This is a genomic window from Parazoarcus communis, assembly GCF_003111645.1.
GTDB lineage: Bacteria > Pseudomonadota > Gammaproteobacteria > Burkholderiales > Rhodocyclaceae > Parazoarcus > Parazoarcus communis_A.
On the sequence record NZ_CP022187.1, the window covers coordinates 1341953 to 1360484 of the forward strand.

General features: G+C 63.3%; 10 protein-coding genes. 2 read left to right on the plus strand and 8 right to left on the minus strand.

The window, feature by feature from the left end:
• Positions 1 to 2 precede the first annotated feature (2 nt).
• Genes CEW83_RS06170 through CEW83_RS06180 form a run of 3 tightly spaced genes read right to left on the minus strand, consistent with a single transcriptional unit; the run spans position 3 to position 3080 of the window.
• Positions 3 to 551, minus strand: coding sequence for an NADP oxidoreductase (locus tag CEW83_RS06170; protein ID WP_108948562.1), 549 nt, complete (start codon positions 549 to 551; stop codon positions 3 to 5).
• On the minus strand, positions 548 to 1252 hold the full coding sequence (locus CEW83_RS06175; protein WP_108948563.1) for a 2Fe-2S iron-sulfur cluster-binding protein: 705 nt from the start codon (positions 1250 to 1252) through the stop codon (positions 548 to 550). The genes CEW83_RS06170 and CEW83_RS06175 overlap by 4 nt, the downstream gene beginning before the upstream one ends.
• A 16-nt stretch (positions 1253 to 1268) precedes the next feature.
• Positions 1269 to 3080, minus strand: a complete 1812-nt coding sequence (locus CEW83_RS06180) for an NAD(P)H-dependent oxidoreductase subunit E (RefSeq protein ID WP_108951235.1) — start codon at positions 3078 to 3080, stop codon at positions 1269 to 1271.
• A gap of 592 nt (positions 3081 to 3672) precedes the next feature.
• On the opposite strand from CEW83_RS06180, the gene CEW83_RS06185 reads away from it, so the two are divergent.
• Positions 3673 to 6531, plus strand: a complete 2859-nt coding sequence (locus CEW83_RS06185) for an adenosylcobalamin-dependent ribonucleoside-diphosphate reductase (protein ID WP_108951236.1) — start codon at positions 3673 to 3675, stop codon at positions 6529 to 6531.
• A 256-nt stretch (positions 6532 to 6787) separates the two neighbouring features.
• Here the strand turns inward: CEW83_RS06185 and CEW83_RS06190 are convergent, their stop codons facing one another.
• Positions 6788 to 7735, minus strand: coding sequence for a diguanylate cyclase (locus tag CEW83_RS06190; RefSeq protein WP_199915215.1), 948 nt, complete (start codon positions 7733 to 7735; stop codon positions 6788 to 6790).
• Positions 7732 to 12645 carry a PAS domain S-box protein gene (locus tag CEW83_RS06195; RefSeq protein WP_108948564.1) on the minus strand — a complete coding sequence of 1638 codons (4914 nt, stop codon included), beginning with the start codon at positions 12643 to 12645 and terminating at the stop codon, positions 7732 to 7734. Before CEW83_RS06195 ends, CEW83_RS06190 begins: the two co-directional genes overlap by 4 nt.
• Positions 12646 to 13025: 380 nt before the next feature.
• Between CEW83_RS06195 and CEW83_RS06200 the strand changes: the two genes are divergently transcribed.
• The gene (locus tag CEW83_RS06200) at positions 13026 to 14726 is read left to right on the plus strand and encodes an NYN domain-containing protein (protein WP_108948565.1); all 1701 of its coding nucleotides are present in this window, start codon (positions 13026 to 13028) and stop codon (positions 14724 to 14726) included.
• A gap of 77 nt (positions 14727 to 14803) precedes the next feature.
• Here the strand turns inward: CEW83_RS06200 and CEW83_RS06205 are convergent, their stop codons facing one another.
• The 3 genes from CEW83_RS06205 to CEW83_RS06215 are packed head-to-tail and all read right to left on the minus strand — an operon-like array spanning position 14804 to position 18516.
• Positions 14804 to 15529, minus strand: a complete 726-nt coding sequence (locus tag CEW83_RS06205; RefSeq protein WP_108948566.1) for a TIGR04283 family arsenosugar biosynthesis glycosyltransferase — start codon at positions 15527 to 15529, stop codon at positions 14804 to 14806.
• 13 nt (positions 15530 to 15542) lie between these two features.
• On the minus strand, positions 15543 to 17933 hold the full coding sequence (locus CEW83_RS06210; RefSeq protein WP_108948567.1) for a putative bifunctional diguanylate cyclase/phosphodiesterase: 2391 nt from the start codon (positions 17931 to 17933) through the stop codon (positions 15543 to 15545).
• A 4-nt stretch (positions 17934 to 17937) separates the two neighbouring features.
• On the minus strand, positions 17938 to 18516 hold the full coding sequence (locus CEW83_RS06215; RefSeq protein ID WP_159099395.1) for a methylamine utilization protein: 579 nt from the start codon (positions 18514 to 18516) through the stop codon (positions 17938 to 17940).
• Positions 18517 to 18532: the final 16 nt, after the last annotated feature.

The following is an 18532-nucleotide window of genomic DNA, read 5'->3' on the forward strand; positions in this document are numbered from 1 at the left end:
CCTCAGTCGAAATGCATCATCGGATACGACAGCCGTGGCGTGCGCCCGGCAATCAGATCCGTCAGGAACTTCCAGATCGCCTCGCCCGAAGGCGGGCAACCGGGGATGAAATAGTCAATCCGCACCAACTCGTGAATCGGCCTCACCTTGTCGAGCAGCAAGGGCAGTTCGGGATCGTTCGGCACCCCGCCTTCGCCCAGACCCTCGCGCGACATGTAGACCTCGCGCAGGCAGGCTTCGAGATCGAGGTGATTGCGCTGTGCAGGCAGGCCGCCGTTGATCGCGCACGCGCCAACGGCAATCAGCGTCTTGCAGTTGCGCCGGAACTCGCGCAGCACGTGCACGTTTTCGGCATTGCACACACCGCCCTCGATGAGGCCGATATCGCACGGACCGCAGTGCTTGATGTCGGTCAGCGGCGAGCGGTCGAATTCGGCCAGCTCGACCAGCTCGAACAGGTGTTCGTCGATGTCGAGAAAGGACATGTGGCAGCCAAAACAGCCGGCAAGCGAGGTGGTCGCAATGCGAACCTTGGGGCGCGGCGCATTCATTTTCCGTCCTCCATGGCCACGATGTGGATGGGCTTCTCGTCGTAAGTGCGGTCACCGATCGCCCTGGCGAAACCGACACGCTTCTTCAGGATCACGCCAACCGGACAGATGTTGGCCGCCAGGTCATCAGCTGCAAGGTCGGTGTCGCCCAGTCGGCCCGACTCGGCATTGACCACCAGATGCTTGTTGATGCCGCGGTTGGTCAGCGCGAAGACGTTCTTGCCATCGACATCGCGACTGGCCCGCACACACAGCTCACAGAAAATGCAGCGGTTGAAGTCGAGCAGCACGTCGGGGTGCGAGGCATCGACCGGTCGCTCGGGAAAGAAATGCGCGAAGCGCTCGCCGGTCATCTCCAGATCGTAGGCCAGCGCCTGCAACTGGCAGTTGCCGCTCTTCTCGCACGAGGGACAGAAGTGGTTGCCCTCGACGAAGAGCATCTGCAGCAGCGCACGCCGCTCGCCGTTGATCTCCGGCGTGTTGCTCTCAACCTCCATCCCTTCCTTGGCCGGCATCGCACAGGACGAGACATGGCGCCCGGCCACCTTGACGATGCACAGCTTGCACGAACCATGCGGCGGGAAGTCAGGGTGCCAGCACAGATGCGGAATGTAGTGCCCCGCAGTCCGGGCCGCCTGCAAAATGGTCTGTCCATCCTCGAACATGACCGGACGACCGTCAAACAGAAACTGCTTGCTCATCGCGCTGTCCTCAATGTCAGGCTTTCTGATCCGATCCCTCGGAACTGATGTGTGCTGCAGCGTCATCGCGGCCGCTGGCACGCCGGGCCGCAGCCAGTGCGGCATCGAGATCGAAGGCAGGCTCGAAATCCAGAGACTGCAATCGGCGTTCATAGGCGGGGCGGAACTTGAGCAGGGTGTCGACCACCGGATTGGGCGCGGCCGAGCCGAGCCCGCAATGACTCGCGTTCTTCAGCAGGCGGTCGATCCACTCGATATCGGCGAGGTCGGTCTTTGCGCCCCGCCCGTCCGCGAGCTTCTTCATCGCCTTTTTCAGCAGCGCCGTACCCACCCGGCACGGGGTACAGAATCCGCAACTCTCGTGGGCGAAGAAGTCGACGAAATTGCGCGCCACCTCGAACAGGTCGCGACTCGAATCGAACACCATGAAGGCACCGGCAGTGGGCACGTCCTCGAATGCGATGCGGCGGTGAAACTCGTAGCTTGCGAGCGTGATCCCTGCAGCGCCGCCCACCTGCACGGCCTGGATGTCGGACGCACCGCAATCCTCCAGCACGCGCTCGATCGGCACGCCGAAGGGGTACTCGTAGATGCCGGGATGCGCGCAGTCGCCGGAGATCGACAGGAGTTTGGTACCGGTGGATTGTGCGGTGCCGGTCGCTGCAAACGCCTCACCGCCGGCGAGCGCGATCAGGCAGGTCTTGGCAAGCGTCTCGACGTTGTTCACCACCGTCGGTCGTCCAAGGTATCCGTGCGTCACCGGAAACGGTGGCCGGATACGCGGCGTGCCACGCTTGCCCTCCAGCGACTCGAGCAAGGCGGTTTCCTCGCCACAGACATAGGCGCCGGCACCGAGATGGATCTCGATATCGAAATCGAAACCGGCAACGCCCTGTATGCCGCGTCCGAGAAGATTCTCTGCTCGGCGCAGATCGAGCGCCTCGCGCAGCGGTTCAAGCAGATAGCGGTACTCGCCGCGCAGATAGATGAAGCCCTGCCGCGCGCCCACCGCCCACGCCGCGAGTGTCATGCCCTCGAACACGACATCGGCCATGCGGGTCAGCAGCACCCGGTCCTTGAAGGTACCGGGTTCGCCCTCGTCGGCATTGCAGACCACCACCTTCTCTGGCGCGGCTGCATCGCGGCACGCCATCCATTTCACCGCAGTGGTAAAGCCCGCCCCACCCCGACCGCGCAGATTGGAAAGCTGCATCTGCTCCATCCAGCCATCGCGCCCGAGAGCGACCGCCGCGCGCAGTGCCGCGCCGGGCGCCATTTCCAGTTTGAGCAAGGCATCGGTGCGATGGATGTTGTCGTCGACACGGAAAAACTCGGGCGACCATGACGACAGGGGCGCCTCACGCCGGATGAGCTCCGCAATCTGGTTGACGCGCTGATGCGACAGACGGGTCAGCGGCACGCCATTGACCAGCAGTGCCGGGCCCTGGTCGCCCATGCCGATGCAGGAGGTGGTCTCCACACTGACGAGGCCATCTTCCGACACCCGCCCGGGCTCAACCCACAACTTGCTGCACAGCGAGGCCATGAGCTCTGCCGAGCCCTGCATGCGTTCGGTGATGTTGTCGGCAAACAGCAGATGAAAGCGTCCGACCGGGCGCTTGTGCAGGAAGTGATAGAAACCGGCAACGCCCTCGACTCTGGACCGCGGGATGGAGAGTTCAGCCGCGATCAGCGTAAGCACCGCGGGAGACAGCCAGCGTGTTTCGTCCTGCACATCGATCAGGATCTGCAGCAGACGCGTGGCGTCGCCACCATGCTTGCTGACGATGCGTGGAACGAGAACTGCGGGAACTTCGTGGGAGGTCATGTTTGCCAGGCTCCACTGCAAGTGCACGGCCCATTATAGTCCCGCGGCGTTCGCGAAAAAAAATCAAAACGGCATGTAATGCCGACCAGGGCACGACCGCAGCCATGTTCTCATGGTGCACGACGCGGGCGGTTCCCACCCCCTGACGGAATGGAGCGCCCTTCGGCCTTCGACCCCGCCCGAATTCCGGCAAGACACACGGCCAGCGCTCACACACTCGAGTTTGCGCGCCCCGGTCGGGCGCAATGCAGACCACCAGTAAGCCACCGCCTCGGCACACTATGGGGAGAACCCGCCTCCACTTGCCGGTTCGCACGAGGGCGCCATGAAATTTCTTGATCGACCTGCCACGACAGGGGCATTCCATCGTCGGACAGCGCCCCGACAATGGCGTAAACCCCGCTAGAACACTGGCTTTTCGGCTCAAAACCCGACAAATAACACCACTACATGTAGTGTAAATTTAGCACTTGACGCACAAGACAAAATCTTAAACTACTGTTTTTATTCGTTTTTATTTTTTTGCGAAATCAACATTTAGGCGCTATGCTTCGGCTTGTTCGAAACCACACCGAGGCGGATCAAGAAGATCATGAGCGCGACCACTCAGAACGCTGTCAAAACCGATGCCAGCACCCTGCAGATGCAGGAAATTTCCGGCGAAGTCCTGATCGAAAAATATGCCAAGGGCGATGAGCAGACCGTCCACGCGGTCCGTCAACGCGTTGCCCGTGCACTTGCCGCGATCGAGGCTGAAGACAAGCGCGCTCACTGGGAAGCAAAATTCCTCGAGGCTCAGGAAAAAGGCTTCGTGCCCGCAGGCCGCATCAACAGCGCCGCCGGCACCACCCTCGCCGCCACCCTGATCAACTGTTTCGTTCAGCCGGTGGGCGACTCCGTCACCGAATCGGTAGACGGCCGCCCCGGCATCTACACCGCCCTCGCCCAGGCCGCAGAGACCATGCGCCGCGGTGGCGGTGTTGGCTACGATTTCTCGTCCATCCGCCCCAAGGGTGCGCTGGTCAAGGGCACGGCCTCGAACGCCTCGGGCCCGGTGTCCTACATGCGTGTGTTCGACCGCTCGTGCGAAACCGTCGAGTCAGCCGGTGCGCGTCGCGGCGCCCAGATGGGCGTGCTGCGCTGCGACCATCCGGACATCGAGGAATTCATTCACGCCAAGGACAAGGGCGACCTCACCAATTTCAACATCTCGGTCGGCGTGACCGACGCCTTCATGAAGGCGGTTGAAAGCGACGGCGACATCGAGCTGGTACACAAAGCAGAGCCGACGCAGGAACTCAAGGACGCGGGCGCCTATCAGCTCGACGACGGCAACTGGGTCTACCGCAAGGTGCGTGCACGCAGCCTGTGGGATCAGGTCATGCGCTCGACCTACGATCACGCCGAGCCGGGCATCCTCTTCCTCGACCGCATGAACCAGGACAACAACCTGTACTACTGCGAGACCATCGAGGCGACCAACCCCTGCGCCGAACAGCCGCTTCCGCCGTATGGCTGCTGCTGCCTGGGTTCGATCAACCTCACCCCCTTCGTCAAGCACCCGTTTACCGACAAGGCCGAGTTCGACTACGCCGGTTTCGGCAAGGTGGTGGACGTGTCCATCCGCATGCTCGACAACGTGCTCGAAGCCACGCACTGGCCGCTCGAGCAGCAGCGCGCAGAAGCCGACTCCAAGCGTCGCGTCGGTCTGGGCTTCACCGGTCTGGGCGACGCCCTGATCATGCTGCAGAAGCGTTACGACAGCCCTGAAGCGCGCGAGGAAGGCCGCAAGATTTCCGAATACATGCGTAACCGTGCCTATCTCGCCTCGGCCGAACTGGCCCGCGAGCGTGGCGCCTTCCCGCTGTTCAACGCCGACATGTACCTGTCCGGCGGCAACTTCGCCTCGCGCCTGCCGACCGAGGTCAAGGACAAGATCCGCAAGCACGGCATTCGCAACTCCCACCTGCTTTCGATCGCGCCCACCGGCACCATTTCGCTGGCCTTCGCAGACAACGCCTCAAACGGCATCGAGCCGCCGTTCTCCTACACCTACACCCGGCGCAAGCGCATGGCCGACGGCACCTTCAAGGAATACGCCGTCGAAGACTACGCATGGCGCCTGTACAAGCACATGGGTGGCAACGTCGACAAGCTGCCGCCCTACTTCGTCACCGCGCTCGAGATCTCGGCCCAGGCCCACAAGGACATGGTCGCCGTCGTCGCCCCCTACGTCGACACCTCGATCTCGAAGACGGTGAACGTGCCGGCCGACTACCCCTACACCGAGTTCGAGGATCTCTACCTCACCGCGTGGAAAGCCGGCCTCAAGGGCCTGGCGACCTACCGCCCGAACAACGTGCTCGGTTCGGTGCTGTCCGTCACGCCGAGCAGCGAGCAGAAGCAGCCGCACGACGTCGAGATCTCGGACGCCAACAAGCGCCTGTCGATCAAGTCGCTGCCGGCACCGGTGCTGACCAGCCTGCGCTGGCCGGGTCGTCCGGACATGCCGGATGGCAACCTGGCCTGGACCTACATGCTCAACACGCCGCAGGGCGGCTTTGCGCTCTTCGTCGGCCAGTTCGGCACCAACGGCGGCACCTTCCCCTTCGAAGTCTGGGTCAACGGTGCCGACCAGCCCCGCGGCCTTGGCGCCGTCGCCAAGACGCTGTCGATGGACATGCGCGCCAACGACCGTGGCTGGCTCAAGCTCAAGCTCGAGACCCTGTCGCGCACCGTGGGCGAAAAGTCCTTCGAGATGCCGATGCCTCCGCATGGCGAGCGCAAGCTGGTGCCGGGTGTCGTCGCTGCCTTCTCGCAGATGGTGAACTACCGCTGCGAACAGCTCGGCGCGTTTGAAACCGAGGGTCCGACGCCCGTGCTCGACACCCTGTTCAGTCTGGAAGAGCCCAAGACCGGCACGGACGGCACCCTGTCCTGGACGGTCGACATCTACAACCCGGCGACCAGCGAAGACTTCGTACTCGGCCTCAAGGAAATCACCCTGCCGGACGGCGTCACCCGCCCCTACTCGGTGTGGCTGTCGGGCAACTACCCGCGCGCACTCGACGGCCTCACGCGCATCCTGTCGCTCGACATGCGCGTCATGGATCCGGCCTGGATCGGCATGAAGCTGCGCAAGCTGCTCGACTACCCCGAGCCGCTGGGCGACTTCATGGCCTTCGTCCCCGGCACCAAGCGTCAGCAGAACTACCCGAGCACCGTAGCCTACATCGCCCAGCTGATGATTCACCGCTACGCCATGCTCGGCGTGCTCGACGAGAAGGGCTTCCCGACCCGCGAGATGGGCATTCTCGAGACGCCGCGTGACGATAACGAGCCCAAGCTGATGCAGGGCGCACTGTGCAAGGAATGCGGCAACCACACCGTGATCCGCAAGGACGGCTGCGACTTCTGCACCGCCTGCGGCGCAGTCGGCACCTGCGGCTGATATCGCAGCCCCGCCCTCCAGTTCGTTCCGGATGCCCACTCCCGCAAGGGGGTGGGCATTTTTTCTGGGCAGGCCAGCGGGCAGCGCGAGGGATCTCAGTAAGGGCTGTCAGCCAGGAAAAGCCCCTCGCAGCGCCCCGTGCCTGCCGGAGCCGAGGAGCGCACAGGGGAAGGTCCGGAGACCTTCAGTCGGACAATCGCAGCGGTCTCGCTCACACACTTCGCGGGATATGCGCATGTGCGGGCGAACAGGCGGATCAGCCAATCACCGTCGAGCTGGCACAGGCACGACCTGCGTGCTTGGATTTGTAGAGCTGCTTGTCCGCAGCCTCGATCAGTGCCTTCGAATCGAGCCCCTCGACCGGCACGACCGTCGCGACACCGAGACTGACACTCACCATCGGTGACGCTCCCGAGTCAGCGTGAGCGATGGCCAGTTCACGCACCAGTTCGAGCAGCTTCTCGGCAACCCGTGCAGCGCCTTCGGCTCCGGTATCCGGCAACAGGCACGCGAACTCCTCGCCGCCATAGCGGGCAACGCTGTCGTAAGGTCGTGAGAGGCCGAACTTGATCTTCTGGGCGATTGAGATCAGGCACTCGTCACCGGCATGGTGGCCATAGCGATCGTTATAGTGCTTGAAGAAATCGACATCGAGCATGATCAGCGACAAGGGCGCCCCTTCGCGCTTGCAGTGCCACCACGCCGCGCGCATGTCCTCATCAAACTTGCGCCGGTTACCGACACCGGTCAGACCGTCGCGCAAGGCGATCGAGCGCAGAATGTCGCTTTGCAGCTTCAGGGCCAGGTGGGTGCGCACCCGTGCGTTCACGATGACCGGATTGATCGGCTTGCTGATGAAATCCACGGCGCCGATCTCGAAGCCGTAGGCTTCGTCGCTCTCCTTGGTCAGGCCGGTGACGAAGATGACCGGCACCTCACTGGTACGCGAATCGGCCTTCAGACGACGGCACACCTCGTGTCCGCTCACTCCGTCCATGACGATGTCCAGAATGACGAGATCGGGGGACTGCTTCAGACAGAGTTCGATCCCCTGCTCGCCGGAAGTCGCCATGAAGACATCGCAATCGAGACGAAACAGCTCATGCAGTATGCGGATATTCGACGGCTGATCATCGACGATGAGAAGGCGGGGGCGCCGGCCCAGTCCGGACAGGCATGCATCAAGAGCAGTAGACGGATTCAAAGGTCCTCCAGCAACGAACGCAGACTCACGATCGCAGCAGCAAAATCCAGGCCCTGTACCTGGTCAACGAACACGTCGTAACGACGCCGCTGAAGCTCGGGAGAAGGGGCGGGCAAGGCTTCCACCAGATCGATTGCCGACAGATTGCCAGATTCGAGCGCACGAAGGATAGCCTTGAGCTTCTCACGCCACATCTCCGGGCTCAGGTCGGCTCCGGTTTCGGGGGTCGTACACTCAGCGCGCTCGGGCTCGGGCGGGGCGGCATCCGACAGCAGCGCCGCCAGCTGTTGCCCACACTGCTGCATCAGCCGCGTCAGTTCCTTCACAGCCCGAGCGTTGAGCACTCGATCGATCGGCTCCGGGTCCGCACACCGAAGTCTTGCCTCCAGCGCCGAGGCGCGCTCGGCGAGCGCGCTTGCGCCGATCGTGCCGGCGTTCCCCTTCATCGTGTGAAGCACATCGGCCGCGCGCACGGCATCCCGCTGCCCAATGCGCTCCGACAGATCGGACAGCATCCTGTGCTGCTCCGGCGCAAAGGCCCGCGCCAGCCTCCGCACCAGTTCCAGATTCCCGCCAAAGCGGAGCAGGATCGAAGCCAGCGGCTCGATGACACGACCCTCCTTGTGTACAGCGGACGCGTCGTCACCCGATCCGGACGCCGGGGGCGCCTTGCCGCCGACAAGGCTGCACAGCGCCGCGACCAGTTGCTCGAGATCGATGGGCTTGCCGACATGATCGTTCATACCTGCGGCAAGGCAGGCTTCGCGGTCGGCCGGCGAAACGTTTGCCGTCATCGCGAGTATGGGCAGATCGGGGTAACGCCCGTCGGCCCGGATGCGACGGGTTGCCTCCAGTCCGTCGATATCGGGCATCTGCACATCCATGATCACGACGTCGAACGGCGGCACCTCCTCCAGCGCCTTTCTGACCCCATCCAGCCCGCACGCTGCGAGGCTGACAACCGCGCCTTCGCTGCAGAGCAAGGCCTCTGCAACCTCGCGATTCAGCTCGTTGTCCTCGACGATCAGGATGCGCAACCCGGCAAGGCGCTCGAACTCCCCGCCCAGGCTGCCCTCATGTGCAGTCGCCGGTGCTGCGCCCGCGACCGCCCCGCGCACGGCGCTGACCAGTTGCTTAGGCGTCACCGGCTTGACCAGAAGGTCTGCAAACGGCGGCAGGGAGGCCTTGCCCGCCCCCTCCAGCACCTCGCGCTCATAACCGGTAATCATGATGACCACCGGCGGTCGTTCCGCCCCCTGTTCATCGCGGATCAACTGCGCCGCACTCAGGCCATCGAGCTCAGGCATGCGCCAGTCCATCAGCACGGCATCGTAGGGCTCGCCCCGAAGGCGTGCCTCGCGCACACGATCGACGGCCTGCCTTCCGCTGCTGGCGCCCTGTGCGAGCCACCCCTGCGCACTCGCGGTACGCATCAACACGTCGACCAGCGCCGGGTTGTCATCCACCACGAGTACCCGCAGCGGCGCACCCGCACGCCCCTCTCCCAGGCTCGTCGGAATGTCCGCAGCGACGCCGAGCGTGATGTCGAACCAGAAGCTGCTCCCCTTCCCGAGTTCGCTCCTCACCTTGAGCTCGCCGCCCATCAGGCTCACCAGACGCCTGCATATTCCGAGTCCGAGACCGGTTCCGCCAAAGCGCCGGGTCGTTGAAGCCTCGGCCTGATTGAAGGCCTCGAAGATGGTCTCGAGCTGGCCGGCGCTGATCCCGATCCCGGTATCGGTGACGGAAATCCGCAGGCGAATCTCGTCGCCGCTGCGCCCGAGCTCGCTCACACTGACGACGATCTGGCCATGCTCGGTGAACTTCAACGCGTTGCCAGCGAGATTGATGAGCACCTGCTGCAGGCGCATGTTATCGCCGACGAGCACTGCGGGCAGATGCGGATCGACGTCGAACATGAGCTCGACATCCTTCTGCCCCCGGTTGCCCGAGAGCACCACGCCCAGGCCGTTCATCAACTCGTCGAGCTCGAACGGATGCAGGTCGAGCTGGAGCTTGCCGGCCTCGATCTTGGAGTAGTCGAGCGCATCGTTCAGCAAGCCGAGCAGCGACGTGGCCGCAGAATGCGCTTTCTTCAGGTATTCGTGCTGACGTGGAGACAGCTCGGTCTGACGTACGAGCTGGAGCATGCCGAGCACGGCATTCATCGGCGTCCGGATCTCGTGGCTCATGTTGGCCAGGAAGGACGACTTGGCCGCGCTGGCAGCGTCCGCCTCCTCCTTGGCACGCAGCAGGCCGCGTTCGAGCGCGAGCTGGGCAGTGATGTCGCGGTTGATGCCGGTTACCCGCACGGCCCCCCCGGCGGCGTCACGCTCGACCTGGGCCCCCGCATGCAGGTAGCGGATCTGCTCGTCACCGTCGAATACGCGGAAGGTCTCGTCATACACGCCACGACCTTCGATCGCAGCGAAAAGGCTGGCTGCAACCGCATCGATATCGTCCGGGTGGACGCGAGTGCGCCAGTGTTCGTAGTTGAGGCCCGTTTCCCGCAGCGACAGCGGAAGGCCATAGAACTCGAACATGCGATCGTTCCACTGCAGCTCGTTGGTCGCAACATTCCACGACCAGATACCGAGCTCCGCGACTTCGGCCGCCATCAGCAGCTGGTCCCGCGCCGCCAGCAATTCGCTGCGCTGCCTCTTCTGCAGTGAAATATCGGTGATGATGGCAACGAACATGCGCTCACCGCCGCGATCCATGGCGCCGATCGAGATCTGGACCGGAAACACAGAACCGTCCTTGCACTGCGCCGTCGCCTCGCGGCCGCCCCGCCCCGCACGCTGGTCCTCATCGAACCACGAACCTGCGACATGACGTCCATCCTCGGCCTTGTCATAGTCGGGGATCAGCTGACGGACGTGCTGCCCGATGGCGGCCTGCGCCGAATACCCGAACACCCGCTCCCCCGCCGGATTGACCGACTGGACAATGCCGCTGGCGTCGATGGTGACAACCGGATTGACCACGGTCGCCAGAATCGCACGCGTGGTTTCGAGACTGGCTGCGAGCTTCTGCAAGACAGCCTTGCGCTCGGTGATATCGATGGCAATGCCCAGATACCCGCTCAGCTGCCCGTCCTCGTCACGCATCGCGGTCACGACAAGCGTCACCGAAACCTGCGAGCCGTCCTTGCGGACATAGGTCCATTCGCGTGTTTCGGCGCCCTCGCTCTCGGAGTTGTGCACCAGCGCACGAAAACCCTCGACCGGGCTGCCCAGCGCGGCACTCAGCTCGGCACTCCAGGCCGCCACTTCTTCCTTGAGATGGATCACCTCGGGCGTACACCTGCCCACCATTTCGTCAGCTGTGTAGCCCAGCAGACGCTCCGCACCGCGGTTGAAGACGCGGATGACACCGTCCAGATCGGTTGCAATGATCGACACCTCGGACGCCGATCGCAGCACCGTTCCCAGCAACAGGTTGAGCCTGCTCAACTCCGCGGTACGCTCGGCCACCTGGCGCTCGAGGCCGGCGTTGAGTTCGAGAATGCGTGCCTCAGCGGCCTTCTGGTCTGAAATGTCACGTACCGTCTTGGACGCCCCCACGACCTGGCCATCGGCACCGAATATGGGCGAAACCGTCACCGAGACATCAAGCATCCGGCCATCGCGACTGCGGCGACGGGTCTCGAAGTGGGGAATCCAGTCACCGTTGCGCACGCGCTTGAGGATCGCAGCCTCCTCGGCCAACAGATCGTCGGGCACGACGAGATCCTTCAGATTCCGCCCCAGCGCTTCCTCGGCGCTGTAACCGAACAGATGTTCCGCGCCACGATTCCAGCTTGTTACAACGCCATCGACAGACTTTCCGATGATGCCGTCGGCCGAACTGTCGACGATGGAGGCGCGCAGGGCCTGTTCGGCGGCGATCTGGCTCCGCCGCTGGCGGTTGATGCTCAACACCCCGACCAGCGCCCCCAGCAGGACGCTGCCAATCGCGCCAAAGAGCATGACCAGCGCGGGCGAGGCCTGGTGCAGACCACGAATGAACAAGGGCGTCGCACTGTATTCGATCTGCCATGAACGACCATAGACCTCGCGTTCCAGGATCTGGGGAAACAACTCCCCCTCGCTCCCGGACGCCATCTGGCCGCTTTCGAAGAACTGTACCGAACGTCCGTCAGTCACGTCACGCAACACCAGATGCGCTTTGCTGCCATCCAGATTCAGGCCGGCCAGCACCTCTTCCATCAGCAAGGGCGCGTAACTCCAGCCGAACGCCTCCTCTTCGCGGGCCTCGACGGTATCAGGTGCGGCGCCACCCCGGTAGACCGGCAACAGGATCAGGAAGGACTGCTGCGGCTGGCCCGTGGCCTGTACCAGCGTGATCGGGCCCGTCAGCCTTGTCTGGCCCGAACGGATCGCCGCAATGGCCGCCTCGCGCCGGTTGGTTTCCGATGCGATGTCCAGCCCCAGCGCAGGACGGTTGTGCTCCAGCGGTTCGATGTACTGGATCAGGAAGCGCTCGCCGGCATGAGGGTTGAGTTGCCGTACCGCGAAGCCCGGCATGTCGTCGGCACGCGCCTGTTCCACAAAACGGACTTCGTCGCCCACCGGGACGCGGCGGATGAAACCGAAGCCGCGGGCGCCGGGAAACTCCCGATCCACATCGCGCGTCGTGCTGTACAGACGAAACTGCCTGCGGCTGATGCCGTGCTCGCCGGCGGTGACGATTGCCCCCCGCGCCCCGTGCAGGCCGTATTCGTACAGCCTGATACGCTCCACGACCGCATCGGCAGTATCGCGCGCCTCGGTCGCAACCGCGGTCGCGGCAAGGTCAGTGTTCCAGCGCTTGAGTTGCCATGCGCCGAGAAGCGTCACCACCAGCCCGGCCACCAGCGCCGCTCCGGCCCATTTGTTCACCTTTGCCAAACCGGAATCACCCTTCATGCATGACATCCTTCGAACAAATCCCGAGCCCATGAAGAGGCGCCCATTCAATCCGCAAGCATCGCCTGCCCTCTCCGCGCTTCATCCGACCCGGCAGCCGTCATGACCTTCATGTGGCACGGGTGCACCCAGGCACATGATCACATGTCATGCCGCAAGGATACGCGACTGCATTATCCGTAAAGTTTGCACTGTGCAAAATGGGCAGTTTCCCGCACCCGCATGAGCCATCGGCACCTACAGAGATTTTCCCGTCTCCCGCGGACAGACTAGAATGACGGTAACAGCCGATTCACGCCGACCCACCGGCCAGGCCACAAATACAAGCAGTCCGCGCGCCGGAAGCATGCGCTTCCGGTCTGCCCTTATCCGGAGATTACATGGCCTCACCCACTGAAACTGTCAGCATGGCGCTGTTCTGTGACTTCGAGAACGTCGCCCTCGGCGTGCGTGATGCGAACTACGATAAGTTCGACATCAAGCGAGTTCTCGAACGACTGCTGCTCAAGGGCAACATCGTTGTCAAGAAGGCCTACTGCGACTGGGATCGCTACAAAGGTTTCAAGGCCGCGATGCACGAAGCCAACTTCGAGCTCATCGAGATCCCGCATGTGCGGCAGTCCGGCAAGAACTCCGCCGACATCCGGCTTGTCGTCGACGCGCTCGACCTTTGCTACACCAAGGCGCACGTCAACACCTTCGTCATCATCAGCGGCGACTCCGACTTCTCGCCGCTCGTCTCCAAGCTGCGCGAAAACGCCAAGCAGGTGATCGGCGTCGGCGTAAAGCAATCGACCTCCGACCTGCTGATCGCCAACTGCGACGAGTTCATCTTCTACGACGATCTCGTGCGTGAAAGCGAGCGCGCAGCGCGCAAGCGCGAGGCCAGCCAGGCCCAGTCCGGCAACCGTCGCCCGCAGAACGAGGACAAGGGACGCAAGGACGACATCGAGACCCGCCGGACGCAGGCGATCGAGATCGCAGTGGAAACCTTCGAGGCCCTGCTTGCCGAGCGCGGCGACAGCGGAAAGATCTGGGCATCCATGCTCAAGGAAGCCATCAAGCGCCGCAAACCCGACTTCAGCGAGTCCTATTACGGTTTCCGTGCCTTTGGAAACCTGCTCGAAGAAGCACAGGCACGCGGCCTGCTCGAGTTCGGGCGCGACGAGAAGTCTGGCGCCTACGTCTATCGGAGCAGCACCGCGGCCGAGACCGATGTGCATGCGGAGCGTCCCGCGCGTGAGGCCGAATCCTCGCGCCGCGACCGCTCGCGACGCGGCGGACGCCGTGACGGCAGCGCACCCGCATCGGCCAGCAATGCGCCGGTCGACGAGGCGGCTGAACCCGTGGCAGAGTCGGCCCCCGAAACCGCTGCTGACAACCAGGCGGAGCAGCACGCAAACGAAGCAGCACCCCCGCGCCGGGAAAGACCGTCGCGAAGAGGCTCGCGTCGGACCAACACCACCGGCAGCGGCGCAGCCCCCTCAGCCGAAACACCGGCAAACGCGCCCGCCCCCGCACCTGCTTCTGCACCTGCGTCTGCGCCGGCCGCCCAAGCCACCGTCGTCGAAGCCCCCACCGCAAAACCGCCTGCAGCAGTGGCCAGCGCTGTCGCAGCAGCGCCTTCACGCGCGCCCGATGCAGTGAGCAGCGCAGTGGCCGAGGTGCCGCGCGCACCGAGCAATGCTAGCCCTGCCGCGCTGCGCACCAGTGAAAAGATGAAGGCAGCAGACGCCGCAATCGCCGCAGCGGCCGCCGCAAGAGCGGCACAGTCGGGCGCTCCCATGCGTGCAGTGGAACCCGCTGCACCTGTACGCGCTGTCGAGCCTGCGGCACCCGTCAAAATGGCGGAACCCGCTGCGCCAGCGAAAGCAGCCGAAACCGTCGCACCGGAGAAGGCGGCAGACGCGGCAGCACCTGCACCGGAAGCCAAGCCAGCCAGGACGCGCAAGCCCGCAAAAGCCCGCGCCAAGCCTGCGGAAGACGAGGCCGAAAAGCCGGCCAAGCCCGCACGCAAACCGGCGGCACGCAAGAAGAGTGCGCCCAAGAAGGATGACGCGACCGACGATACCTCGGTCTGAGCACAGCCTGTCGGGCGCAACACGCCCGGACCCGGAACAGCCTCCCTGCACTCACGTGCAGCGAGGCTGTTTTTTCGTCAGCGCAGTTCGCCAGGCGGCTCCTGCTTGTGAGTGCGCGGCCGGTAGCCGTAGCGCAGGGCAAGCGCGTCAGGGTCTTCGCCCATCCAGTAGGCCAGGCGCAAACGCCACATGAGCACGATGGTGCGCATCACGCCGTGCTTCTCCCAGCGTCGCCCGGAGGTCACCACACGCTGGCGAATGCAGGCGGGACGCGAGGCCTTGCGCAATGCCCCGGTCAGCGCGACATCCTCCATCAGGGCGATATCGGGATAGCCCTTCACAGCAAGGAACGCAGACCGGCAGACAAAAATCGCCTGATCGCCAGTGGCAATGCCAGTCAATCGCGAGCGCAGATTCATCAAGGCCGCGACAACGCGCAGCATGAACGGCCTGCCTTCGATGCGAACATCGAACCGACCCCATTGCGCACCCGTCGCGACGGCACGCCGAATACAGTCGATCGCATTGGCGGGAAGACGGGTATCTGCATGAAGAAAAAGCAGCACGTCGCCACTGGCGCTGCGCGCCCCGGCGTTCATCTGACTGGCACGCCCGCGTGGCGCGGTCACGAAGCAATCTGCCACGCCTTGTGCGATCGTCGCGGTGTCATCCGTGCTGCCACCATCGGCGACAATCAGCTCGACCCCGGCCGTGCGCAATGGCTCGATACGCGACAGGCAGGCGGCCAGCCCCTCCGCCTCGTCAAGCACCGGCACGATGATGGAAATGCTGGTCTCCTTCATCGACCCGTCACGGTCAGGCTTTCATCAAAACAGGCGCCCAGCGCGAACTGCTCATCCAGAGTTCGAGATCCGACGCCGACACCGGCTTGCTTATCAGATAGCCTTGCGCGAAGTCGCAACCGAGCTGCCCCAGCCGCTGCAGCACATCCTCGGTTTCGACGCCCTCGGCGGTGACCATCAACCCCATGTCATGCGCAAGCTCTATGGTGGACCGCACAATGATCTCGTCGCCCGGACGCGAGCACAGATTCATGACGAAGCTGCGATCGATTTTCATCTCCTGCACCGGCATCTGCCTTACATAGGACAGGGACGAATATCCCGTGCCGTAGTCGTCTATCGAGAGCATGCAGCCGGTGGCGCGAAGGCGCTCAAGATTGCTCAGGGCATGCCGTGGATCGTCGAGCACGGCGCTTTCGGTGATCTCCAGTGTAATCAACCGGGCTGCACATCCGTGTTCATCCAGCATTCTGCGGAAGATCACCGGCAGCTCGGGTTGCAGCAGATCACGCGCCGAGATGTTCAGCGCCACATGGATATCGAGCCCCGCACGCTGCCACAGGGCACACTGCCGGATGGCACTGTTCATCACCCACAGCGTGATCGTCTTGATGTAACCGGTCTGCTCGGCAAACGGGATGAAGTCCATTGGCGGGATGAAACCGCGCAGGGGATGCACCCAGCGCACCAGGGCTTCGACATGCAGTCCCAAGCCATCGCGCAATGCAAACTTGGGCTGGTAGTAGAGCACCAGCTCATCGCGCTCAACCGCCGCACGCAGTTCGGTCAGCAGCGATAGCCGGGCCGCGTTGCGCGAATGGTGCGCAGGGTCGTACACCTCCACCCCGCTGTTGTTGCGTTTGGCGTGATACATGGCCACATCCGCACAGCGCATCAGGTCTTCGGCGGTGGTGCAATGATCGGGAAAGATCGCAATGCCGATGCTGGCCCGAACATCGACCAGTTGCTCCTGCAGGTTCATCGGCTGCTCAAGAGCAAGCGCAATGCGGGTGGCAACGATTTTTGCCTTGTCAGCGTCCGCCCCCGGCACCAGCAGCGCAAACTCATCACCGCCAAGACGTGCAGCAGCATTGTCCACCGCACGCAGACCGCCCGCCACATCACGCTGCCTGACCCCGGCTTCACGCAGGCGCACACCAACCTCCTGCAGCAGCAGATCACCAAATCCGTGGCCAAGCGCGTCATTGACCAATCTGAAGCGATCAATATCCAGTGTCAGTACCGCAAGTCCCTTCTGCTGCTCGGCTGCGGCCTCCATGGCTGCCCTGATTTGCTCGTTGAACTGCACCCGGTTGGGCAGTCCGGTCAGGGTGTCGCGATAGGCCAGTTCGGTGATTCTGGATTCACGCTGAGCAATCGCATTGGTCATGTGGTCGAAAGCATCGGCCAACTGCCCGATCTCGTCACCGCTGGCAAGCTTTGGCGGATGCATGTAGTCGCCGGCTTCGACGCGGCGGGCAAACTGCGCAAGGCGGGTGACAGGCGAGGCAATCGTGCGCCCCATCAGCACACTTGCGAGCAGCATCAATCCCATTGCCACAATGGACAGCCCCAGCCACTCGCGATACAACCGCGTCCAGGGCGCCAACGCCCGTTGCAGCGACAGCTGCAGCACGGCGGCAACACGATCACCTTCGCCCGAATTGATCTCGTGCACCCGACCGACATACTCGACGTCGTCGATCTGCATCGAGCCGGTTTCGAGTATCGAAGGTGTCGCCGGGCCGATCAGGCCGTTTTGCAACGACGAGTCGAGCGTGCTCGCCAGCAGCGATCTCGGGTATGACGCGCTCTCGCGTACAAAGCTGACCTCCATCCCCGTGAGCCGCTTCAGATCCTCGGCAAACGGCGTGTCAATCTCGAAGCCGATCACGACCCATGCCACCGGTACCGGCGCCAGCACCGGCACGAGCACGAGCTGATACAGCTTGCCCTGGACGACGCTGAACCCGGTGGCCGCACCCTTGCCACGCGCAGTCTCGATCAGTTGAGGCAGGCGCGTGATTGCGATCACGTCTTCATCGGGATAGCGTGCAATGACCTGCTCATCCATTCCATACAACTGCATCAGGCTCGCATCGATGCGGGAGCCGTGATTCTCCAGTGCAGACAGGATCGTGTCGCCGTCCCTGCTGAGCAAGGCTTCGCGAAACCCGTAATCGGCCGCGAGCACGCGCGCAGCCTGAGTGAGCTGCTCGCTGCGCTGATCAAGCAGGCGTGAAAACACCCGGTCACCGGTGATGAGGCGCGCCTGCACATCATCCAGCGCACTGCTGCGGCCGATCTGCGCAAACAACACCAAACCACCAATCTGTACGGTGAGCAGGATGAGTGCGAACCAGGCGGCAATGCGCCACTGCAATCGGCTGAATCGAATACGCATCAGATCAGGGTTTGTCCGTGATTACGAGCCGCATCTTTCCGTCTCGCTCCAAGTTCACCCGCACTCGCGGCAGTTCCGCGCGACCCGCCCAGCGCGGATGCCAGTATTGAAGATCGTATTCGCCAGCCGGGACATCCTTGAACTCGGCGCGCCCTTGCGCATCGGTCACGGCCTGCCACGGCGTATTCGCCACCATCACGTAGGCCACCATGTGATCATGAATGTTGCATCCCAGCACAACGAGTCCGGGCTCATTGAATGTGACGGGTTTCGCAGGTGTGCCTGCATACAGTTTGAGTTCGAACGTCTTGGCCGGGGAAAACGAGTACACATGATGGCGTACCGTGTCGCGATTGGGAAAGCTGATCGCGGTTCCGGTCTGCACAACGCTCACCAGCGGAATGAAGGTCTTGTTCTCCTGACCGATCTCAGCCGCCTTCGGGCCGGCGGGAACCGGCCCGTTCAAGGGCAGCAAGGCCAGAGCAAGGTTCTCGACGACCGCAGCACGCTCATCAACGGCGCTCACGGCCAGATTTGCTGCCATAACCGACCCATTGAGAAGAGAGAAGCCCCCGAGCAGCAAGACTTTCCTGAATGTT